This window comes from Leisingera sp. JC1 (assembly GCF_001679925.1).
Lineage (GTDB): Bacteria > Pseudomonadota > Alphaproteobacteria > Rhodobacterales > Rhodobacteraceae > Leisingera.
On the sequence record NZ_LYUZ01000117.1, the window covers coordinates 1 to 20,142 of the forward strand.

General features: G+C 62.9%; 17 protein-coding genes and 2 pseudogenes. 14 read left to right on the plus strand and 5 right to left on the minus strand.

The genetic code is table 11. The features are described from left to right. On the minus strand, positions 1–1,231 hold a 1,231-nt coding region (locus tag A9D60_RS19500; protein ID WP_254656741.1), incomplete at its 3' end, for an IS256 family transposase. A 154-nt stretch (positions 1,232–1,385) separates the two neighbouring features. Here A9D60_RS19500 and A9D60_RS27280 point away from each other — a divergent pair. Together A9D60_RS27280 and A9D60_RS19510 are read left to right on the plus strand one after the other, a co-directional pair. Continuing rightward, entirely contained in the window at positions 1,386–1,511 is a 126-nt protein-coding gene (locus A9D60_RS27280; protein WP_302621857.1) for a hypothetical protein, read from the plus strand. Between the two features lie 43 nt (positions 1,512–1,554). Continuing rightward, a complete protein-coding gene (locus tag A9D60_RS19510) occupies positions 1,555–2,727 on the plus strand; it encodes an IS5 family transposase (RefSeq protein WP_065269153.1) in 1,173 nt (390 codons plus the stop codon). Between the two features lie 410 nt (positions 2,728–3,137). Here the strand turns inward: A9D60_RS19510 and A9D60_RS19515 are convergent, their stop codons facing one another. Then, complete coding sequence (locus A9D60_RS19515; RefSeq protein ID WP_065269141.1) at positions 3,138–3,395, minus strand: hypothetical protein; 258 nt, start codon at positions 3,393–3,395, stop codon at positions 3,138–3,140. Positions 3,396–3,566: 171 nt separating this feature from the next. Here A9D60_RS19515 and argE point away from each other — a divergent pair, with 171 nt between their 5' ends. The 8 genes from argE to A9D60_RS19555 all read left to right on the plus strand — a co-directional run bounded on the left by argE (position 3,567) and on the right by A9D60_RS19555 (position 12,095). Continuing rightward, positions 3,567–4,691: an acetylornithine deacetylase gene (gene argE, locus A9D60_RS19520; RefSeq protein WP_065269142.1), complete on the plus strand. Its 1,125-nt coding sequence runs from the start codon at positions 3,567–3,569 to the stop codon at positions 4,689–4,691. 15 nt (positions 4,692–4,706) lie between these two features. After that, positions 4,707–5,630 carry a 2-hydroxyacid dehydrogenase gene (locus tag A9D60_RS19525; RefSeq protein WP_065269143.1) on the plus strand — a complete coding sequence of 308 codons (924 nt, stop codon included), beginning with the start codon at positions 4,707–4,709 and terminating at the stop codon, positions 5,628–5,630. Between the two features lie 12 nt (positions 5,631–5,642). Continuing rightward, positions 5,643–5,999: a cupin domain-containing protein gene (locus A9D60_RS19530; protein ID WP_065269144.1), complete on the plus strand. Its 357-nt coding sequence runs from the start codon at positions 5,643–5,645 to the stop codon at positions 5,997–5,999. 40 nt (positions 6,000–6,039) lie between these two features. After that, a complete protein-coding gene (locus A9D60_RS19535) occupies positions 6,040–7,083 on the plus strand; it encodes a tartrate dehydrogenase (RefSeq protein ID WP_065269145.1) in 1,044 nt (347 codons plus the stop codon). 88 nt (positions 7,084–7,171) lie between these two features. Next, positions 7,172–8,629: an NAD(P)/FAD-dependent oxidoreductase gene (locus A9D60_RS19540; RefSeq protein ID WP_254656742.1), complete on the plus strand. Its 1,458-nt coding sequence runs from the start codon at positions 7,172–7,174 to the stop codon at positions 8,627–8,629. Between the two features lie 288 nt (positions 8,630–8,917). Further along, on the plus strand, positions 8,918–9,586 hold the full coding sequence (locus tag A9D60_RS19545) for a haloacid dehalogenase type II (protein WP_065269146.1): 669 nt from the start codon (positions 8,918–8,920) through the stop codon (positions 9,584–9,586). 17 nt (positions 9,587–9,603) lie between these two features. Beyond that, positions 9,604–10,767, plus strand: coding sequence for a phosphotransferase (locus tag A9D60_RS19550; RefSeq protein ID WP_083194266.1), 1,164 nt, complete (start codon positions 9,604–9,606; stop codon positions 10,765–10,767). Beyond that, on the plus strand, positions 10,764–12,095 hold the full coding sequence (locus A9D60_RS19555) for an aspartate aminotransferase family protein (RefSeq protein ID WP_065269147.1): 1,332 nt from the start codon (positions 10,764–10,766) through the stop codon (positions 12,093–12,095). The genes A9D60_RS19550 and A9D60_RS19555 overlap by 4 nt, the downstream gene beginning before the upstream one ends. Positions 12,096–12,148: 53 nt before the next feature. Here A9D60_RS19555 and A9D60_RS19560 read toward each other — a convergent pair whose 3' ends face one another. Then, a complete protein-coding gene (locus A9D60_RS19560; protein WP_065269148.1) occupies positions 12,149–13,096 on the minus strand; it encodes an ornithine cyclodeaminase family protein in 948 nt (315 codons plus the stop codon). A gap of 233 nt (positions 13,097–13,329) precedes the next feature. Between A9D60_RS19560 and A9D60_RS19565 the strand changes: the two genes are divergently transcribed. From A9D60_RS19565 to A9D60_RS19580, 4 genes are read left to right on the plus strand one after another with little or no spacing between them, the layout of a single operon-like run. Continuing rightward, positions 13,330–14,190, plus strand: coding sequence for a GNAT family N-acetyltransferase (locus tag A9D60_RS19565; RefSeq protein WP_065269149.1), 861 nt, complete (start codon positions 13,330–13,332; stop codon positions 14,188–14,190). A gap of 19 nt (positions 14,191–14,209) precedes the next feature. Further along, positions 14,210–15,379 carry an alanine racemase gene (locus A9D60_RS19570; RefSeq protein WP_065269156.1) on the plus strand — a complete coding sequence of 390 codons (1,170 nt, stop codon included), beginning with the start codon at positions 14,210–14,212 and terminating at the stop codon, positions 15,377–15,379. Positions 15,380–15,430: 51 nt separating this feature from the next. Beyond that, complete coding sequence (locus tag A9D60_RS19575; protein WP_065269150.1) at positions 15,431–16,705, plus strand: NAD(P)/FAD-dependent oxidoreductase; 1,275 nt, start codon at positions 15,431–15,433, stop codon at positions 16,703–16,705. Beyond that, the gene (locus tag A9D60_RS19580) at positions 16,702–18,156 is read left to right on the plus strand and encodes an aldehyde dehydrogenase family protein (RefSeq protein ID WP_065269151.1); all 1,455 of its coding nucleotides are present in this window, start codon (positions 16,702–16,704) and stop codon (positions 18,154–18,156) included. The genes A9D60_RS19575 and A9D60_RS19580 overlap by 4 nt, the downstream gene beginning before the upstream one ends. A gap of 140 nt (positions 18,157–18,296) precedes the next feature. Here the strand turns inward: A9D60_RS19580 and A9D60_RS19585 are convergent. Both A9D60_RS19585 and A9D60_RS25640 read right to left on the minus strand, forming a co-directional pair. After that, positions 18,297–19,505, minus strand: a pseudogene (locus A9D60_RS19585) (IS5 family transposase). A gap of 440 nt (positions 19,506–19,945) precedes the next feature. Beyond that, positions 19,946–20,142, minus strand: a pseudogene (locus A9D60_RS25640) (IS6 family transposase); the annotation flags it as partial.

Consider the following 20,142-nt stretch of genomic DNA (forward strand, 5'->3'; position numbering starts at 1 on the left):
GTGAAGGAGCTGCGCCACCAGGAAGCCAAGATCGCTGAGCAAGCGGAGAAAAGCTACGAGCACTTCGTGGCGGCCTGGCGGCCACACCCTCCAAAACAGGGCGGGTGTGCGGCCGCCTCAAACCGGCAGGGACTGAATAGGCTGCCCGGTGACGCTTCCAGCCGACACGCCACGCTTCGCCCCGAGGTCGACCGCACTGCCAAAGAATAGAAGATTCCGGCGGAAAAGTCTTGTCGATCTCATCCGTCGAATGCAATTTCGTCCGATGCTGATGGGGAAAGGTCATGTAGGCGAGCACGTCCTCCTCGGCATCGTCCATCAGCCCGGAGAGCCTGGGCAGCTTGCCCCGCATCTGGTCGGCGACGTTGCGCCATTGGGTTTTCGCGGCCGCATGGTCCGGCTGTGCGAAGGCGGTGGCGATAAAGGCGGAGACGACGCGCCGGCTGCTCTTGCCCGCATGCGCAAGAGCGTTCCTCTGGAAATGCACCCGACAACGCTGCCAGGTCGTGTTCAGCACGCGCGCGACTGAGGCCTTGATGCCTTCATGCGCATCGCTGATGACCAGCTTCACACCACACAGCCCGCGCCGCACCAGATCGCGCAGGAATTCCGTCCAGAAGGTTTCGGCCTCGGACGGGCCGATGGACATGCCCAGCACCTCTCGGCGGCCGTCCGTATTGACACCGACGGCGATGGTGACGGCAACAGAGACGATACGACCGCCCTGGCGAACCTTGAGATAGGTCGCATCAATCCAGAGGTAGGGCCATTCACCGTCAATCGGACGGGTGAGGAAGGCGTCGACCCGCTCGTCGATCTCCTCGCACAGGCGGCTAACCTGGCTTTTCGAGATGCCGGTCCCGCCCATCGCCTGCACGAGATCGTCCATGGAACGGGTTGAGACGCCGTGGACATAAGCTTCTTGAATAACCGCGCTCAGCGCCTTCTCAGCCGCCCGCCGCGGCTCCAGGAAAGAAGGAAAATAGCTGCCGGTGCGCAGCTTCGGAATCCGCAGCTCCACGTTCCCGGCCCGCGTTTGCCAGTCGCGTTCGCGGTAGCCGTTTCTCTGCGCCTTTCGCTCCGGGGTCTTCTGGTGATAGTCGGCGCCGGTTTTTGCGCCGACCTCCAGTTCCATCAGCCTTTCGGCGGCGAAACCGATCATATCTCGAAGAAGCTCGGCATCTGCGCTCTTCTCGACAAGCTCTCTCAGGTCCATCATAGGTTTGGTCATCGGGGTCTTCCTTCGGTTCAGGTTGGCTTTCGCAACCCGACCCTACCGAAAATTCACCGATGACCACCGCACCCTTGAAGCCGTCCTACAGCGCCTCGAGGTGGGCGCGGACGCCATCAAGGGCGCTACCCGGAGTTACACCTCTCCGTGGGACATGACCTACGGATTTGGCGCCGCGGTCGCCTTCGATGCCAACATCCGCCCGCATCTATGGCCGGTGAACAACCCTGCGGGGGGCTCTAGCAGGCTGCTGAAGAAGTCGGCTCTCGACGCGGTCTGAGGAACATGATTCACCCTCAGCATAACTTCAGCGGGGGTTGGTGATGCGCGGGACGGACGAAGCGAGCGGATCGCTTTTCAGCTATGTCGATCTGGAAGAGCGCATCCCCGCGCGGCACCCGCTCCGCAAGATCAGGCAGGTCGTGAATGACGCGCTGGCCAGCCTGGATGCCGATTTCGAGGCGCTCTACACCGATTTCGGCCGCCCCTCGATCCCGCCGGAACGGCTGATCCGGGCCTGCCTGCTGCAAATCCTGTTTTCGGTCCGCTCCGAGCGGCAACTGATGGAACAGATGCAGTATAATCTGCTGTTCCGCTGGTTTGTCGGCCTCGGGATCGATGACCCTGTTTGGGTTCCCACGGTGTTCACCAAGAACCGCGACCGGCTGCTGACAGCCGATATGTCGCGCAAGGTGATGGCGGCCATTCTGGCGCATCAAGAAGTCGCGCCACTCCTGTCGGGCGACCATTTCTCGGTCGATGGCACGCTCATCAAGGCCTGGGCGTCGATGAAGAGTTTCCAGCCGAAGGCCGCAGGCACACCACCCGGCGATGACGGGCCGGATGACCCGCCCGCGGTATCCAATGACTCTGTCGCACAGCCTGTCCAAACAGAACCCGATACTGACCAAATGTCCCGCTCCAGCCGCTGCAGCCGAAATCCCGAGGTCAACTTCAAGGGCGAGAAGCGTTCGAATGCGACCCATGCTTCGGTCAGTGACCCGGACGCACGGCTCTACAAGAAATCCCCCGGCACGGGTGCGGTGCTGTGCTTCATGGGGCATGCGCTGATGGAGAACCGGCACGGGCTGGTTGTTCAAGGCGACCTGACCCATGCTGACGGCCGCGCCGAACGCAAGGCCGCATTGGACATGCTGCACCGCCACTCCCCCGGATCGACCCGGCAGCTGACCTTGGGTGCCGACAAGGGATACGATGCGGCCGGATTCGTCGCGGATCTCCGCCAGGCCTGCGTCACCCCGCACGTCGCCAGGAGGGCGCGGCATTCAGCAATCGACGGGCGCACAACCCGGCACAAAGGCTATGCCCTGTCCCAGAAGCACCGCAAGCGGATCGAGGAGGCGTTTGGCTGGGCTAAGACCGTTGGCGGGATGTCCCAAACCGTCTATCGCGGCGTCGAGCGGGTGCGGTCGCGCTTCATCCTGACGCTCGCCGCTGGAAATCTCGCCCGGCTGCCCCGGTTGCTGCCGGCATGAGGCTGTATGAGGTAGCCACAAGCCTGCTTCCAGCCGCCCGATCCGGAAGGGAGACAAGGGAGACCACCCCCTCAGAGAGAACAGCGTCCCGCTGGCCTGACTAATTCAGCGGCCTGCTAGACGAGGCAGCGTTGCGGTCGGCATGTCTGTTGCCAAGTTTCGGTGATGAGGCATCTCTCTTTGGCGACGAGACGCCGCTGGCCGCTTCCGCGTGTTTGCGCGCACTGGATGTGGTCAAGATTATAGTGAAAGATGCGGTCCGGCAGCCGCTTTAGTTATCCGGTGAGCGAATTCATGAGGTCGCCCCTTCGTCCATGATGGCAACGCCTGTGGATGCCACCGAAACGGGGGATGTGGTTAATGCGGCCGGGCTAGCGGTGCGAACTTCGGCGGCGGAAGCTGCGGTACAATTAGACCAGATGAGCGTACAGCGGCGCACGGTCCGCAAGTGCGCTTCTCCTGCGTTGATCGAAATGACGATGTTTGGAAAGGTCCATGGCGGCCGACAATGTCGAAGTCAGGTGCTGCATTCCGGTCGGACTAATCAGGAGCCCCATCTTAATCCGCCACGATTTACTTTGCATGGTCATCACGCGAAGTATTTTCTTAGGATTGGGCAAGTGTAGTGAGCCGTTCGCATTCAAGGCGCGCTCGGTGCCGGAAAGCATTCACTTCTTGTCGGCGGGCAGGCCGTACGCTGACACTTCAAAGCAGGTTTCACTGTTGGGAGCACGCATTCCGCTATCTTCGGCTAAAGCATAGCTAGATACAGCAGAGAATTCTCCCCAAGGGGAATAAGCTGATCCTACCATGAAAATCTCGCAAACCGAGGGACCGCAATGAACGTGGAAGAACTTCTCGGGAAACTGATCGCATTTCCCTCTGTCGTAGGCTGTCCGAATGGTGCGATCGTAGACTGGATCGCCGAATTCTGCCGGACAGCAGGGGCTGAGGTGACAGTCCTCCCCGGGCCCGAAGGCGACCGGTCCAACCTTATTGCGACCATCGGACCGCGTGAACGTCGGGGCTATGTCCTCTCGGGGCATATGGATGTCGTACCAGCGGGCGAACCGGAATGGAGTTCGGATCCCTTCGCACTGCGCCGCGAAGGCGACAGGCTCTATGGCCGCGGCACAACCGACATGAAGGGGTATCTGGCCTGCGCCCTCGCTGCGCTACCGAATCTCGCGACGATGGAGCTGGCGCAGCCCATCCACCTCGCCTTTTCCTATGATGAGGAGGCCGGATGCCGGGGTGTGCCGCATCTGCTGGCCGCGTTGCCGGACCTCTGCGAGACGCCGCTAGGGGCGATTATCGGCGAACCGAGCGGGATGCAGCCGGTGCTGGCGCACAAGGGAAAGATGGCCGCGCGGATGGAGGTGACCGGTCGCTCGGGCCATTCCTCGCGCCCCGATTTGGGGCTGAATGCCGTGCACGCGATGGCTGATGTCATTACCCATGCCGTGGCTCATGGCCAGTCCCTCACCCAAGGTCCATTCGACGAGACCTTCGCCCCGCCCTATTCCTCCTTGCAAGTCGGCGTCGTTACCGGCGGCCAGTCGGTCAACATCATCCCCGATCGCTGCACTGCCGACATCGAAGCGCGTGCCGTGCCGGGGGTCTCGCCCACTGCGCTGCTAGAGCCGGTCAAGGCCCGGCTTCTGACCCTGCGCGTCCGCGGTTTCGCGGTGGAATGGCAGGAGCTGAGTTCGTACCCGGCGCTTGCCACGGCGCGTGACAGCGACCTTGCGGGGCTGCTGACGCACCTCACCGGGCAGGAACCGCTCCACGCGGTCAGCTATGGTACCGAGGCGGGGCTGTTCCAGCAGGCAGGGATCGAGGCAATCATCTGCGGCCCGGGCGAGATCGGGCGGGCGCATCGCCCGGACGAATTCATCGAAACGGCCGAGTTGGCCGCCTGCCAGCGCATGATCGAGGCGCTTGGCGCTCGGCTGGCGGCGTGAAGGCGGGGCAGGGCCATGGCACTCCTGTTCAATTCCGATGCGGCGCGCGGTTCGATCTTTCGCGAGGTCTTCGCCGGCGCCTTGCCGGATCTGGAGGTCTTCCAGTCCGGCGACGACGTGGCGCCCGAAAAGATCCGCTATCTCCTCACCTGGACCGTGCCGGAGGACATTGCCCGCTACCCCAATCTGGAAGTGCTGTTTTCCATTGGCGCGGGGGTCGATCAATTCAATGTCGAGGTCGTGCCGTCCCATTTGAAACTGGTGCGCATGGTCGAAGATGGCATCATCTGCATGATGCAGGAATATGTCGCGCTCGGAGTGCTGGCACTGCACCGCGATATCCTCGCCTATCAGGAGCATCAGCGCCGCCAGCATTGGCAGGCCCTGCCGGCGCGGCAGGCGGCAGAGTGCAGGGTCGGTTTTCTTGGCCTTGGCATGCTGGCGCAGGCAGCTATAGAGCGGCTTAGACCGTTCGGGTTCCCGCTTGCCGGGTGGAGCCGCAGCGAAAAGCGGATCGACGGCGTCACCTGCTTTCACGGCGCCAATCAACTGCCGGGCTTCCTGGCGCAAACCGATGTTCTGGTCTGCCTGTTGCCGCTGACCGAGCAGACGCACGGCATGCTCAACCAGGATCTCTTTGCCCAGTTGCCAGCTGGCGCGCGGCTCTTGCATGTCGGACGCGGGCCGCAGCTCGACCAAACCGCGTTGATCGAGGCGCTGGACAGCGGCCATCTGGCTGCCGCGATGCTGGATGTCACTGATCCCGAACCGCTGCCGCAGGACCACCCGCTCTGGTCGCATCCCGGGGTGATGATCACCCCGCATATCGCTTCTGTCACCCAGCCGCACACGGCGGCGCAAGCAGTGGCAGAGAACATCCGGCGTCACCGCGCCGGAGATGAACTGATCGGCCTCGTCGATCGCACCCTTGGCTACTGATAGGAAAACACCATGTCCCTTCTGCAAACCATCGACACCAACCCCAGCTTCGCTCCGAAGGAGGCGCTACCCCTGCCGGAACGGCTGATCTCCGGCAATCCGGCCTTCAAGACCTGGGCCCAGGACGCATCCAAGGATGACAAGGTTCTGACCGGCGTCTGGGAAGCGACCCCCGGCGTGACCCATTCTATCAAGGGCACGACTTTCGAGTTCTGCCACATCCTGTCAGGCGTGATCGAGATCGAGGAAAAGGACGGCGAGACCAAGACCTATCGCGCCGGCGACAGCTTTGTCATGAAGCCGGGTTTCGTGGGCATCTGGCGCACCATTGAGACCGTGCGCAAGATCTATGTTGTCGTGAACGACTGAACCCGCCCCGCGCGCGCCTGACGAACTCAAGGAGGTTCCCGTGAAGAGCCACAAGATTGCGCTGATCCCCGGCGATGGAATTGGCAAGAACGTCACCGAGGCGGCCTGGCAGGTGCTACAGGCGGCGGCAAAGAAGGGCGGTTTCGCTCTTGAGGGAACTAACTTCCCCTGGTCCTGCGCCTACTACCGTGAGACGGGAGCGATGATGCCGCCCGACGGGATCGAGACACTTCGAAGCTTCGATGCCATCCTGCTTGGAGCCGTCGGATGGCCTGCCGAGGTGCCTGACTCTGTTTCGCTGCACGGGCTCTTGCTGCCGATCCGGAAACAGTTCATGCAATATGCCAACATCCGCCCGCACCGGCTCTTGCCGGGGGTTCAAGGGCCGCTGCGTTCGGAAGGATTCGACATCCTGTGCATCCGCGAAAACACCGAGGGTGAATACACGGGCGCCGGCGGGCGCGTGCATTCCGGCACTGGGAACGAAGTCGCTGTGGAAACTTCGATCTTCACCCGCGTGGGGGTAGAGCGGATCCTGCGTTATGGTTTCGAACAGGCGCGTACCCGCCGGAAAAAACTCGCCTCCGTCACTAAGTCCAATGCCCAGAAGCACTCCATGGTCTTCTGGGACGAGATCACGAGTGCGGTGGCAAAGGATTATCCCGATGTCGAGTTGACGCAGTATCATATCGACGCCATCGCGGCCCGCATGGTTATGGAGCCTGACAGCCTTGATGTGGTTGTCGCCTCGAACCTCTTCGGTGACATTCTGACCGATCTCGGAGCGGCGATTCAAGGCGGGCTGGGATATGCCGCTTCAGCCAACATAAACCCCGATCGCAGCGTACCTTCCATGTTCGAGCCGGTCCATGGTTCGGCGCCTGATATCGCGAATCTTGGCATCGCTAACCCTATTGCCGCGATCTGGTCCGGAGCCATGATGCTCGAACATTTGGGTGAGCGGAGCGCTGCGGCTGAAGTGATGTCGGCAATCGAGGCTGTAACCACGCGAGGAATAGGCACGAATCCGGGCCAGGACCGGACTGAAGCCATCACAGGCGCCGTGCTTGCGGTTTTGAGCTGATGGCCTATGGGGTCGCGGTTTGACATCGTGGAAGAGCGGGTGACGACTGCGGTCGCCGTTAGCATGTGTCTCGGTCCCTGTGTTCAGGGTGAATTGCCTAGTCGCGGATTTTGTTCAAAAGTTACTGCTGCACGAGCGTGAGTTCCTCTATAATTTTTTGGAACTGGAACAGTTGGAACGGATGGAAGCACGAAAATACCTGGGAAGGTTCCAAACGCAACCGAAAGATTTTCACGTGCATGAACCGAACGTCGCTGACAAGAAAACGCCCAATTGGTGGGAAGCTGCCCCTGTCGGTCCGCTGCCGAAGCAACCCTTGGCCAAGATTCTGGACGTGGCGATTGTCGGTGCGGGTTACGCCGGTCTGGCAGCCGGTTTAACACTGGCGCGGGCGGGGCGTTCGGTCGCCGCATTCGATGCGATGAACCCCGGTGAGGGGGCTTCGACGCGCAATGGCGGAATCACCAGCGGCACGATACGACCGGACCATGCGTCAATCACCAAGCGCTTCGGTGAAGGGACGGCGATGGCCATCGAGACCGAGGGTAAGCGTGCACGCGAATTCCTGTACGATTTCATCGAGACGGAGGGGCTTGACTGCGACTTCCGGCTGACCGGCGCGTTCAAGGGAGCGCTTGGTTACGATCAATACGACCGGATGGCCCGCACTGCCGAGTCGCTGGCGAAGAAGTTGGGGATCGAATCCTACGCCGTACCCCATGATGAGCAACGCGCCTATGTTGGCAGCGATTTCTACCGAGGCGGCACGGTGCGGATGGATATCGGCGGTTTGYATCCGGCGAAGTTCCATGCCGAGCTTCTGCGCGTGGCGCTTGCTGCTGGGCTTAAAGTTCATTCGCATACACCGGTCACCGCGATCCAGAGCGAAGGGCGGAGATTCCGCGTCACGACAGCGGCCGGCACGGTGCAGACGCGGCAGGTACTGGTCTGCACCAACGGCTATACCGACGACGCCGTTCCTTTCCTGCGGCGGCGCCTGGTGCCCGTCCGCAGCAGGATCATCGCCACCGAAGAACTTGCCCCCGCACTAATGGCGTCGCTGATGCCGAAGCTAATGATGATGGGTGAGAACCGCCAGCTTGGGTACTATTACCGTCCTTCGCCGGATGGCAAACGCATCCTCTTCGGCGGGCGCGACAATTCGCGCGTGGGCGATCCGGTGGCGCCGACGATCCGCCTGCGCGAAGGTCTGATCCAGATCTTTCCGGAACTAGAAGGGGTTCGCCTGTCGCATAGCTGGTTTGGCAATGKGGCGATGAACCGCGACATGATCCCCCGAATCTTCGAACGGGCAGGGGTCGTTTATGCCTCGGGTTTCTGCGGCTCGGGCGTTGTCTGGGCTCCCTGGGTCGGCACGCGCGCGGCCCACAGGCTATTGGGTCAAGGAGAGCAGGCGCGCACCGCCTTCGACTTCCGCCCGCCGTCAGCGGTTCCGTTCTATCGCGGCAATCCCTGGTTTCTTCCGGCTTTCCTCAAGGGCTATGCCCTGCAGGACCGGATTGCCTGGTGGCGTGCGCGCCGCTGAAGCCCGAAGGCACCGAATCCACGTCGCATAGCCTTGTTTTGCCGCTGGTTTCACGACTGAAACCAGCGGCAAAAGCACGTCCAGACATCGCCTGCGACGATGAAAGTCCCCTCGGCCGAGTCCTCCCTTGGGCCAGGGCGTGACGGCTGGAACAGGCGTTTGGAAGGTCGTGCTGCGTTTCCTTCAGACTGGAGTGGCTTCTGCTGGACGGTCACGCATTGCAGCACATTCTGCCAGACTCGCGCGGCTATGCTCAGTCGGGACACCAGATTAGCAGGAGCTTCAACCATGGATCGTTTCCGCCCGAAATACGTGACCTTCGACACCCACGGCACGCTGATCAACTTCGAGATGGCCGGGGCCGCGCGCGACCTTTATGGCCACCTGCTGGACGAGCCGCAGATGCAGGAGTTCATCAAGAACTTCCAGGGCTATCGCTTTGACGAGGTGATGCAGGCCTGGAAACCCTATGCCGATGTTGTGCATAACGCGTTGGAACGCGCCTGCCGCCGCAACAATGTGGCCTTCAAGGCGGAAGACGCGGAAATGGTCTATAACCGCATTCCCTCCTGGGGGCCGCATGCCGACGTGCCCGCCGGTCTGGCCAAGCTGGCCAAGGAAATCCCGCTGGTGACCATTACCAACTCGATGAATGCGCAAATTCATTCGAATATCGCGAAACTCGGCGCGCCCTTCCATGCGGTCTATACCGCCGAGGATGCCGGCGCCTACAAGCCGCATTTCCAGGCGTTCGAGTATATGTTCGACATGCTGGGTTGCGGGCCGGAAGACATTACCCATGTGTCTTCGTCCTTCCGCCACGACCTGATGTCGGCCTACGATCTGGGGATCAAGAGCAAGGTTTGGGTCAATCGCGGCCACGAGCCGGCCAACCCTTTCTATGAATACACCGAGATCAAGGACATCTCGGGACTGCCCGGCGTCTTCGGCATTTGAGGGCAGGGGCATTCCGGATGGCCACAGGTCGTGACACTCCGCTCCGCGCTGTGGCAGGTCAGCACGATAGACCTGTGGCCGAAGCGGGCAATCGTCGGCTCGGGGCGATCGCCTCGACCGACGCCTATTTTGACGCTGCCGCCTCAAACCTCTCGGTGCGGCCCTGTGAGCCGGAGCCCGACATCTCGGCGGAGGTGCTGAAGCGTCATTACGGGTTGACAGGGGCGTCCAAGACCCTGTCCTCCGAGGTGGAACGCACGGTGGACGTCACCCTGCCGGACGCCCGCCGACTGATCCTGAAGACCTCGACCAGACCGGAAGCTGTTGACAGCTTCCGGTTTCAAAGCGCCGCCATGGCGGGCCTGCACGCCACGGCGGATGTGGTGGCGCCTCAGGTCCTCCCCACGCTTGGCGGTGCCCTGATGTTTGAGGCGGATGGGGTCTGCGGCTACTTGCAGACCCGGATTGAAGGTGTCCCGCTGCATCAAGCGACGCCCGCGCCGGGACTGCTCTACCGAACCGGCACAGCGCTCGCCCGGCTGGATTTGGCGCTTGCCCAACCCGAATTGCCTGCGGCTGATCGTCCGGTTCTCTGGAATATCGGCTGCTGGCCGAGGCTCCTGGACTTGGCGCAATACCTGCCATCCGGCACCGTTGCCGACAACGTGCGCGCCGCGATGACGGCGTATGTACGGGCGATTGAGCCACAGATCGCCGATCTGGCCTGGCAGGTCACCCACAACGACCCCAGCCCGCACAACATGATCGTGACCGACCGGGGGCTGGGTTTCATCGACTTTGGCGATGGCGGCTGGAACCCCCGCATCCAGGACCTGGCCATCGCCGCGAGCCATGTCGTCACCGATCCGCGTCGCCCCTTGGGCGGGGCCGAATATCTGATCGCGGGATATGCCTCGGTCCTGCCGCTCTCGGAACTGGAGATACGGTTGCTCGCCGGACTGATGAAGGCCCGGCAGAGCGCGCTGATCCTGGTCAATTACTGGCGCGCAGAGCTCTTTCCCGCCGAGGCCGAGTACATCAAGAAAAACGTCGCGCGGGCCGAACGGGGCCTCTCGATCCTGGCGCCGCTCGATGCTCCATCGGGCGAAGCGGCAATTCGGGCGGCATGTGCCCTGCCACCGCCGGACAGCCAATTCCTCCAAAAAGGGAGCAGAAGATGACCACAGATCTCATGCCCAACCGCTACAGACCGGGCGAAACCGAGCTGCCCAGCCGCGAGGCCGAGCTGATTGCCCGCCGCGACAGTGTTCTCGGCGCTTCCTACCGGCTGCAATACCGGCGGCCGGTGCATTTCGTCCGGGGCGAAGGCATGTGGCTCTACGATCCGGACGGGCGGGCCTATCTCGATTTCTACAACAACGTGCCCTCGCTGGGTCACTGCCACCCGGAAGTGAACGCCGCCATGGCGGAGCAGGCGGGGCGGATCAGTGCCAACACGCGTTATCTCGAACCGCACCTGGTTGATTATGCCGAACGGCTGGTCGAGACCTTTCCGACAGAAATGGACCGCGTGGTGTTCACCTGTACGGGCAGTGAATCCAACGATCTGGCTTTGCGGATCGCCCGCTACACAAGCGGCAACGAGGGCGTGATCGTTTCTTCCTACGCCTATCACGGCACCAGCGCGGCGGTGGCGGCGGTGTCGCCCAACCTGGGCGATGCCGTCAAGCTCAGCCCGAACGTGCGGCTGGTCGCGCTGCCCGGCCCGGCAGGGGTGCCCGAGGCGCAGGCGGCGGATTTCTTCGAGGCGGAGGTCCGCGCCGCCATTGACGACCTGAACCGGCGCGGCATCGGGGTGGCGGCGCTGCTCTTCGACAGCATCTTTTCCAGCGATGGTGTCTGGATCGACCCGCCCGGTTTCATCGCCGGTGGCATTCAGGCGGTGCGCGAGGCCGGTGGTCTCGTGATCGCCGACGAGGTGCAGCCGGGTTTCGGGCGCACCGGTTCACATATGTGGGGCTTCGAGCGGCACGGGATCGTGCCCGATCTCGCCACGCTGGGCAAGCCGATGGGCAACGGATTCCCGATCGGCGCCGTGGTCGGCCGCAAGGATCCGATGGAGCGTTTCGGCGCCATCGCCCGCTATTCTAACACCTTCGCAGGCAACACGGTCGGCATTGCCACGGCGAATGCCGTGCTGACAATCCTACAACGCGACCGGATCCCGGAAAACGTGCTTGCCATGGGCCAGTTGCTGCGCGACGGGCTGGAGCAGATTGCCAGCCGACAGAGCGGCATTCGCGCCATCCGCAATGCCGGACTCTTCCTCGGTGTCGATATAGGCACCGGGGACGCTTCACCGACGGATCGGCGCAAGCTGGCGCTCGATGTGGTCAATGCGATGCGCGACGATGGTGTGCTCATCAGCACCACCGGGGCCAATGAAGATACGCTCAAAGTTCGCCCGCCGCTGATTTGCGAGGCCGATCATGTGGAGCTGTTCCTCGCCGCGCTGGAACGGGCGCTGGCCAAGGTGGCCGTCGCATAGCGACACGCGCGGGGTGAACCATCGCTTGCCCCGCAACGCGGCGCGGGGCCTGTTTAGCCCCGCGTAGTCTGTTTTGCTTTCGATCGGATCAGCGCCTCGGCAATATAGAGATCCTGCAGCGAGATGCCGGAACTGTCATAGACAGTGATCTCTTCCTCCGACAGGCGGCCCGGCGCGCGCCCCTCGATGACATCGCCGATCTGCGTCACCTCAAGTTCGCCCGCTTCAATGGCGGCGCGCGCGTGCTGGAAATCGCCGATCTGAACCGATTGCGATGGCAGATCGCAGAACAGACGCGACCTTTGCAACAGTTCCGCCGGCAATTCCTGCTTGCCCGGCGCGTCGGAGCCCATGCTGACCACATGCGTGCCCGGCCCGACCCATTCGGCTTGGAAGAGCGGCGCGCGTGAAGGTGTCGCGGTCACCACGATATCGGCGGCCTGTACAGCTTCCTCGGCCGACACCGTCCGCGCGGGCAGGCCGCGCTCGGCCAGCGTCGCGACGAAAGTGTTGCGGCGCGGCGAGGGATTGGCGACCACCAGCACCGTGTCGATGGGACGGGTGCGGGCCAGTGCGGCCACCTCGTACAGCGCCTGATTGCCCGCGCCGAACACGGCCAGCACCCGAGCCTCCTTGCGGGCAAGCAGGTCGGCGGCGACCGCATCGGATGCGGCGGTCCGATATGCATTGACTTCTCCGGCCTCGATTACGGCGCGTAACCGGCCGGATTCCTGATCGAGAAGCAGGATTGTGGAATTGTGCCGGGGCAGGCCGCGGGCCGGATTTCCGGACCAAAAGGAGCCAACTTTCACTCCGGTCAGGGCTTGCGACCAGCCGGATTTGACCGAAAACGTATTGCCTGGATCGCAGGACCGCCCCAGAACCGCAGGAAACACCCCGCTTTGCGTCGAGGACGCTGCCGCCAGCGCCTCGCGGGCCGCCGCGTAGGCAAGGTCATGAGTGACGAGGCCGGCTGATTCCTCTTCGCTGATATAGATCATGGTCGTATCCTCCTGAGCTCGGTGTTTTGCAATCCATTACCCGCCGCGCCTTGGCGTCGGCTGGGGAGTGCTCTTTTGTCCCCCGATTTGCGCCGTCATTTATGCTGAGAGGCGCGGCAGAACGAATGATCCTGCCGAGTTGGCCGGGAAAAACAGCAGTGAAATCGGCTCGCCGGACGCCAAGCTGTTGTCATCGAAAATGCAATCCCGGATCATCGAAAGGCACTTCAGCAATGGCGATTGAGGCGGAACAAAAGGCAAGTGGCTCTGAAGCCGAGCTGACGAATCTCGAAGCGCGGCACCTGCCCGGTGCGCTGAAGCTTTCGCAAGAGATGAACTGGCCCTATCGGCTGGACGATTGGGCCCTGGCCGCGGCGGCGGGCCACGGTTTGGCGCTGGAGCGGGATGGCCAGTTGATCGGCACCGCCCTGTGGTGGCCCTTTGGTACGCGCCATGCCAGCGCCGGGATGATTATCGTTACCGGCGCCGAACAGGGTCGTGGCCATGGCGCGCGTTTGTTCGACAAACTGCTTGAGGCGACACAGGGGCGCGATGTGATGCTCTGTTCCACCAAGGAGGGGCTGGCGCTCTACAAGCGGCGCGGTTTCGTCGAGACGGGGACCGTCGTTCAGCACCAGGCCCCGCTTGAACTGGCAGTGGAAGGCGATGAGGGGATCCGGCTGGCGGCGGCCTGCGACATCCCTGCAATCCAGGAATTCGACCGGCAGGCCACCGGCCTGGACCGGGCGTCGTTGGTGGCTGCATTGGCCGGGGTTGGCCGTGTCGCGATCCTCGAACACGGGGGGCGCGTTGCGGGCTATTCGGTGGCGCGCCGTTTCGGACGCGGCTACGTCGTTGGCCCGGTTGTCGCCGAAAGCATTGATGATGCCAAACGCCTGATCCTGGAACAGTTTGCGCAATTGCACGGGCAATTCGTGCGGATCGACGTCCACGGGCAACACGGGCTGAGCGACTGGCTGGAGAGCCTGGGCCTGCCCTGCACCGACCGGGTGACCGCCATGGTCAAGGGGCAGCAGCCGGTCCCGGAGGGGGCGGCGCGCATCTATGCGCTGGCAAGCCAGTCACTCGGTTAGCAACAAGGAATATGGGAAGATGACGGTAAACGAAAAAATATCCGGTCCGGCGGCAACCATCGAGGACCTCGTTACTCCGGCGCTGCTGCTGGATCGCACAAAGCTGGCGCGCAATATTCAGCGCCTTGCCGATCGCGCAAAGGCGCTTGGGGTGGTCCTGCGTCCGCACATGAAGACAGCGAAAAGCATCGACGTCGCCCGGATCGCTTTCCCCGGCGAGCCGGGTCCGATCACCGTTTCAACCCTGGCCGAGGCGGAGTATTTCGCGGAGCAGGGCTACCGCGACATCACCTATGCGGTGGGCCTGTCGCCCGCCGCCGCCCTGCGCGCGATGGAGCTTTGCCGCCGCACCGGCGCCGAGGTGAAGCTGCTGCTCGACAGTGTCGAACAGGCCGACGCGCTGGCAGAGGTGCGCATCACCACAGGGGTGGTGCCCTCGGTCCTGATCGAAGTGGATTGCGACGGCCATCGCGGCGGATTGAACCCGGATGATCCGCTGCTTCCGCAGGTGGCCGACCGGGTTGTCGCCGCCGGGGCCACCCTGGCCGGTGTGCTTGCCCATGCCGGCGAATCCTACGGGCTGAACACGCCCGAGGCGCTGGTGAAGGCCGCCGAGAACGAGCGCCAGGCCACAGTGCTTGCTGCCGAGATCCTGCGCGCGCGTGGCCATGCCTGCCCCATCGTCAGCCTCGGCTCGACCCCGACCGCGCATTTTGCCGAGAACCTTGACGGCATCACCGAGCTGCGCGCCGGTGTTTATATGTTCTTCGACCTCGTCCAACATGGGGTCGGCGTCTGCGCGGTGGACGATCTCGCGATTTCCGTGCTGGCCACGGTGATCGGCACCAAGCCGGAGAAGGGCTGGGTGCTGGTCGATGCGGGCTGGATGGCGCTGTCGCGCGACCGCGGGACCGCGAACCAGCGGGTCGATCAGGGATATGGTATGGTCTGTGACGAAAGCGGGCGCGTGCTGGAAGACGTGATCGTGGCCGATGCCAGCCAGGAGCACGGCATCCTCAAGATCCGTAGCGGCTCAGACACGACCATGCCGGATCTGTCGGTCGGCACAAAGGTCAGGATACTGCCCAACCATGCCTGCGCGATGGCGGCCCAGCATGAAAGCTATCGTGTGGTCGATGGCGCGGGGTCTGAAATCCTCGCCCATTGGCCGCGCATTCGCGGCTGGTAGCCCCGGGGGCATCCCGGCGCATACTAAATTTAAGTTTTGGCGGTGCATGACATGAAACTGACCCCCTATTGGCTTGATACATCCGAGCCGTTTTACCAAGGCCGGACCGCGCCCCTCGAAGGTCACTACGACGTCGCCGTGGTGGGCGGCGGGATAACCGGATCCTCTGCCGCGCTAGCTTTGGCCAAGAAGGGCGCGCGCGTCGCTGTTCTGGAAGCTACGACCATCGGCAATGCCGCCTCGGGCCGCAATGGCGGTATGTGCAATAACGGCTTTGCCCAGGATTATGGCTCCATGGTCGGAAAGTTCGGCAAGGACAGGGCAAACGCGCTCTACAAGGCGTTTGATTCCGGCGTCGATCTGGTCGAGCGCCTGGTGCGCGAGGAGGATATTGACTGCAACTTCGCGCGTGTCGGCAAGCTGAAGCTGGCGGCCAAGCCCGAGCATTACGATAAGCTCGCCCGCAGTCAGGCGCTCCTCTCCGAGGTCGCCGATCCTGACACCAGGATGATCCCGAAGTCCGACCTGCAAGCCGAGGTCGGAACGGAGCGATATCACGGCGGGCTGCTCTATCCCAAAAGTGCCCAGATGCATGTGGGCCGTTATGTGCGCGGCCTTGCGCGGGCGGCGGCGCGGCATGGGGCGGAGATCCATGAACAGGCCCCGGTCACGGGGCTGCGCAAACTTGATGGCGGCCATGCGGTGGAAACGCCCAAGGGCCGGATTACCGCGCGGCAAGTGCTGCTCGCCAGTGGCATCTCGCAGGTCGGCCCGCTGGGCTGGATCCGCCGCCGCATCGTGCCGGTGGGCGCTTTCCTGATCGTGACCGAACCGCTGTCGCCCGAACAGATAGCCCGGCTGATGCCTACGGGGCGCAATGTCGTTGATACCCGTAACCTCGTCGTCTACTGGCGGTTGACGCCGGACAACCGGATGCTGTTCGGTGGACGGGCGCGGTTCGCCGGCTCCAACCCGCAATCCGACGAGAAAAGCGGCCGGATCCTTAAGTCGACGATGGCCGATGTCTATCCGGAACTTGCAAACACGCGGGTGGATTACTGCTGGGGCGGGCTGGTGGACATGACCCGCGACCGTCTCCCTCGTGCCGGAGAGCGCGACGGCATCTTCTATTCCATGGGCTATAGCGGCCACGGCACCCATATGGCGACGTTGATGGGCCATGTTATGGCTGATGTCATGGACGGCCACCCGGAGCTGAACCCCTGGAAGGATTTCGACTGGCCCGCAATCCCGGGCTACTTCGGCCGCCCCTGGTTCCTGCCAATCCTGGGGGCCTACTACCGGATGAAGGACCTTTTGACATGACTGCCCCCCTCGACCATCTGACTGCGAACGGCCATCTGGAACGCTTCTTCATCGGCGGTGCTTGGGTCACGCCCCGCGGCACTGCCAGCGCCGGAGTGACCAACCCGGCGACGGAGAAAGTGGTCTGCCGCTTCCCCCTCGGCACTGGCGCGGATGTGGACGCGGCGGTGGCAGCCGCGCGCAAAGCGTTCCCCGGATGGAGCCGGACGGCGCCGGAACATCGCGCGGAACTGCTGAGCCGTCTTGCGGGTCTGCTCGAGACCCGCTGCGAGCTATTCGCCCAATGCCTGACCCTGGAGATGGGCGCGGCCCTCGGTTATTCCCGTGCGACGCAAGTGCCGCTGGCCATCGCCCATGTGAAGACCGCAATCGAGGTCTTGTCGGATTTCGCATTCGTCAAGCCGCGCGGCCGTACCGCCGTCGCCCATGAGGCGATCGGCGTCTGTGCGCTGATCACGCCCTGGAACTGGCCGCTTTACCAGATCACCGCCAAGGTGGCCCCGGCGCTGGCGGCGGGCTGTACGGTCGTGCTGAAGCCGAGCGAGCTGTCTCCGCTTGATGCGCTGCTCTTCGCTGAGGTGATTGAGAAGGCCGGGTTCCCCGCCGGGGTTTTCAACCTCGTGCAGGGCGACGGAGCGGGCGTTGGCGCAGCGCTTGCCGCGCATCCGGATGTGGACATGATCTCGATCACAGGTTCGACCCGTGCAGGTGTAGCGGTGGCGCAGGCCGCTGCGCCGACCGTCAAACGCGTCGCACAGGAGCTTGGTGGCAAGTCGCCCAATGTGATCCTGCCTGATGCCGACCTCTCCTGTGCCGTTGCGCCGGGCGTCGCCGCCGCCTTCCGCAATCTCGGCCAGTCCTGCAGTGCGCCGACCCGGATGATCGTGCCTCGTGCGCATCTGCCCGAGATCGAGGCGCTGGCCAAGGAGGCCGCCGAAGAGATCATCGTCGGCGATCCTCTGTCGGAAACCAGCACCCATGGTGCCATCGCCAACCGGGCACAGTTCGACCGGGTGCAGACGATGATCGAGGCGGGCATCTCCGAAGGCGCAAGGCTCGTGTGCGGCGGGCCAGGGCGGCCGGAAGGGCTTGAGACGGGGCTCTTCGTCAACCCGACGATCTTCTCCGACGTTCACACCGACATGCGCATCGCCCAGGAGGAAATCTTTGGCCCGGTTCTCTGCATCATCCCATACGACACGGTCAACGAGGCGGTCTCCATTGCCAACGATACCGTCTATGGCCTTGGCGCGCACGTACAGGGCAGGGACATGAATGTCGCAAAGGACGTCGCGTTACGGATTCGCGCCGGCCAGGTGCATCTCAACTACCCGGCATGGGACCCGCACGCGCCATTCGGCGGCTTCAAGCAATCCGGAAATGGGCGCGAATACGGGCTTGAGGGTATGTTGGAATATCTCGAAGCGAAATCCATCCTAGGCTATTTCTAGCTGATTATTTGACACCGACCGGTTTATACCGCGGGTTATTCCTGTGGCGCGCAATTTCACGGAAGCAGCTCGTCGATCCGATTGATCTTGTGAGCGTCGATGCGGTCGAGCACGTCTGCTGATCCACGGCAGCCGTTCGATCATGCGTTGGCGCGGCAAGACCGTAACCGCGCGATTTGGCTTGCAGATCCCCATAAGTGTCTGGCGGCGTTGCGATACGGGCTCCTTTGTCGAGGTCGGTGGGGCGGGAGAAGCCTCGCCATATGATGGTCGTTCCCGGCGGGGCGTCGGAAGCGCGGTCGAGAAAACCTCCGAGTCGCGCGACCGCCCTGACCTAAAAAATCAAGACTGCGCAGTCCCTGCCGCATTCTTTTCCAGGGTCGCGAGTTTGAGCATACGGTGCTCTGCTTTGGTGAAGGAGGCAGGCCGCGATACTTCCGGGGCAGGGCATAGCCTTTATGCCGGGTTGTGCGCCCGTCGATTGCTGAATGCCGCGCCTTCCTGGCGACGTGCGGGGTGACGCAGGCCTGGCGGAGATCCGCGACGAATTCGGCCGCATCGTATTCCTTGTCGAAACCCAAGGTCAGCAGCCGGATCGGTCCGGTGGAGTGGCGGTGCAGCATGTCCAGCGCGGCCCTGCGTTCGGAGCGGCCGTCAGCGCGGGTCAGGTTGCCTTGAACAACCAGTCCGTGCCGGTTTTCCATCAGCGCATGCCCCATGAAGCACATCATTGCCCCGTGCCGGGAGATTTCTTGTAGAGCCGTGGGTCTGGGTCACTGACCGAAGCATGGGCTGTGTGGTAGGAGTAATGCATGTCGAAGGCGGGTCATCCGACCCATCATCGCCGGGCGGCACGCCCGCCGCCTTCGGCTGGAAACTCTTCATCGACGCACTGGCCTTGACCAACGTGCCATCGACCGAGAAATGTTCGTCCGACAGGAGCGGCGCGACCTCGCGATGCGCCAGAATTGCCGCCATCACCTTGCGCGACATATCGGAGGTCAGCAGCCGGTCGTAGTTCTTAGTGAACACCGTTGGCAACCACACCGGATCGTCGACCCCGAGGCCCACAAACCACCGGAACAGCAGATTATACTGCATCTGTTCCATCAGCTGCCGCTCGGAGCGGACCGAAAACTGGATTTGCAGCTGGCTGGCCCGGATCAGCCGTTCCGGCGGGATCGAGGGGCGGCCGAAATCGGTGTAGAGCGCCTCAAAGTCGACATTCAGGCTGGCCAGCGCGTCGTTGACCACCTGCCTGATCTTGCGGAGCGGGTGCTGCGCGGGGTGCGCTCTTTCAGATCGACATAGCTGAAAAGCGATCCGCTCGCCTCGTCCCTCCCGCGCATCATCACCCCCGCCGAAATTGTGCTGAGGACGAATCATGTTCCTCAGACCGCGTCGAGCACCGACTTCTTCAGCAGACTGTTAGGCGACCTTAGAGGCGGAATGTGAGCTCATCAACGCCGAAAAAAGTTGCCGTTCAGTCCAGTTGCAGCATGGGTTGGAACGGGTCCTGAGCGGCTTCGCGGCACCGCTGCGTGCTGATCACCAGCCTGCACGGTTCCCGTTGCTGTCGAGCTCACCCAGAAGACCGAGAAACCTGAATGGCTTTCCGTCGAAGGATAATTTCGGCATAGGAGCATCATCCTCGGCAAAAAATTGAGGATGATGCGGCTATTCTTCTGAAAAACTTCAGATCTATTCTGACGGACCTTCGGCTTTCTATGTCGAGAAGGCTTTGTCAGGTTGTTGACGCGCGACCATACCTATGGGTGGCTTCCTGTAATCAGGCGGTCAGTTCTGCGGCATAGCCTGCCCAGAGGCCGAGCGCATCGGACCTCGCATGGCGATAGGATCTGGCGGATAGGCGGTGGCGTTTGGGTCGGAACAAGTTGGCGATCTGATCGTGGACGGATAGAAATCGCTGTGCCTGGCGCGGCGATTTGAAACGGCCCATGATCTTCTCGCGCCGCCGTGTGTGCC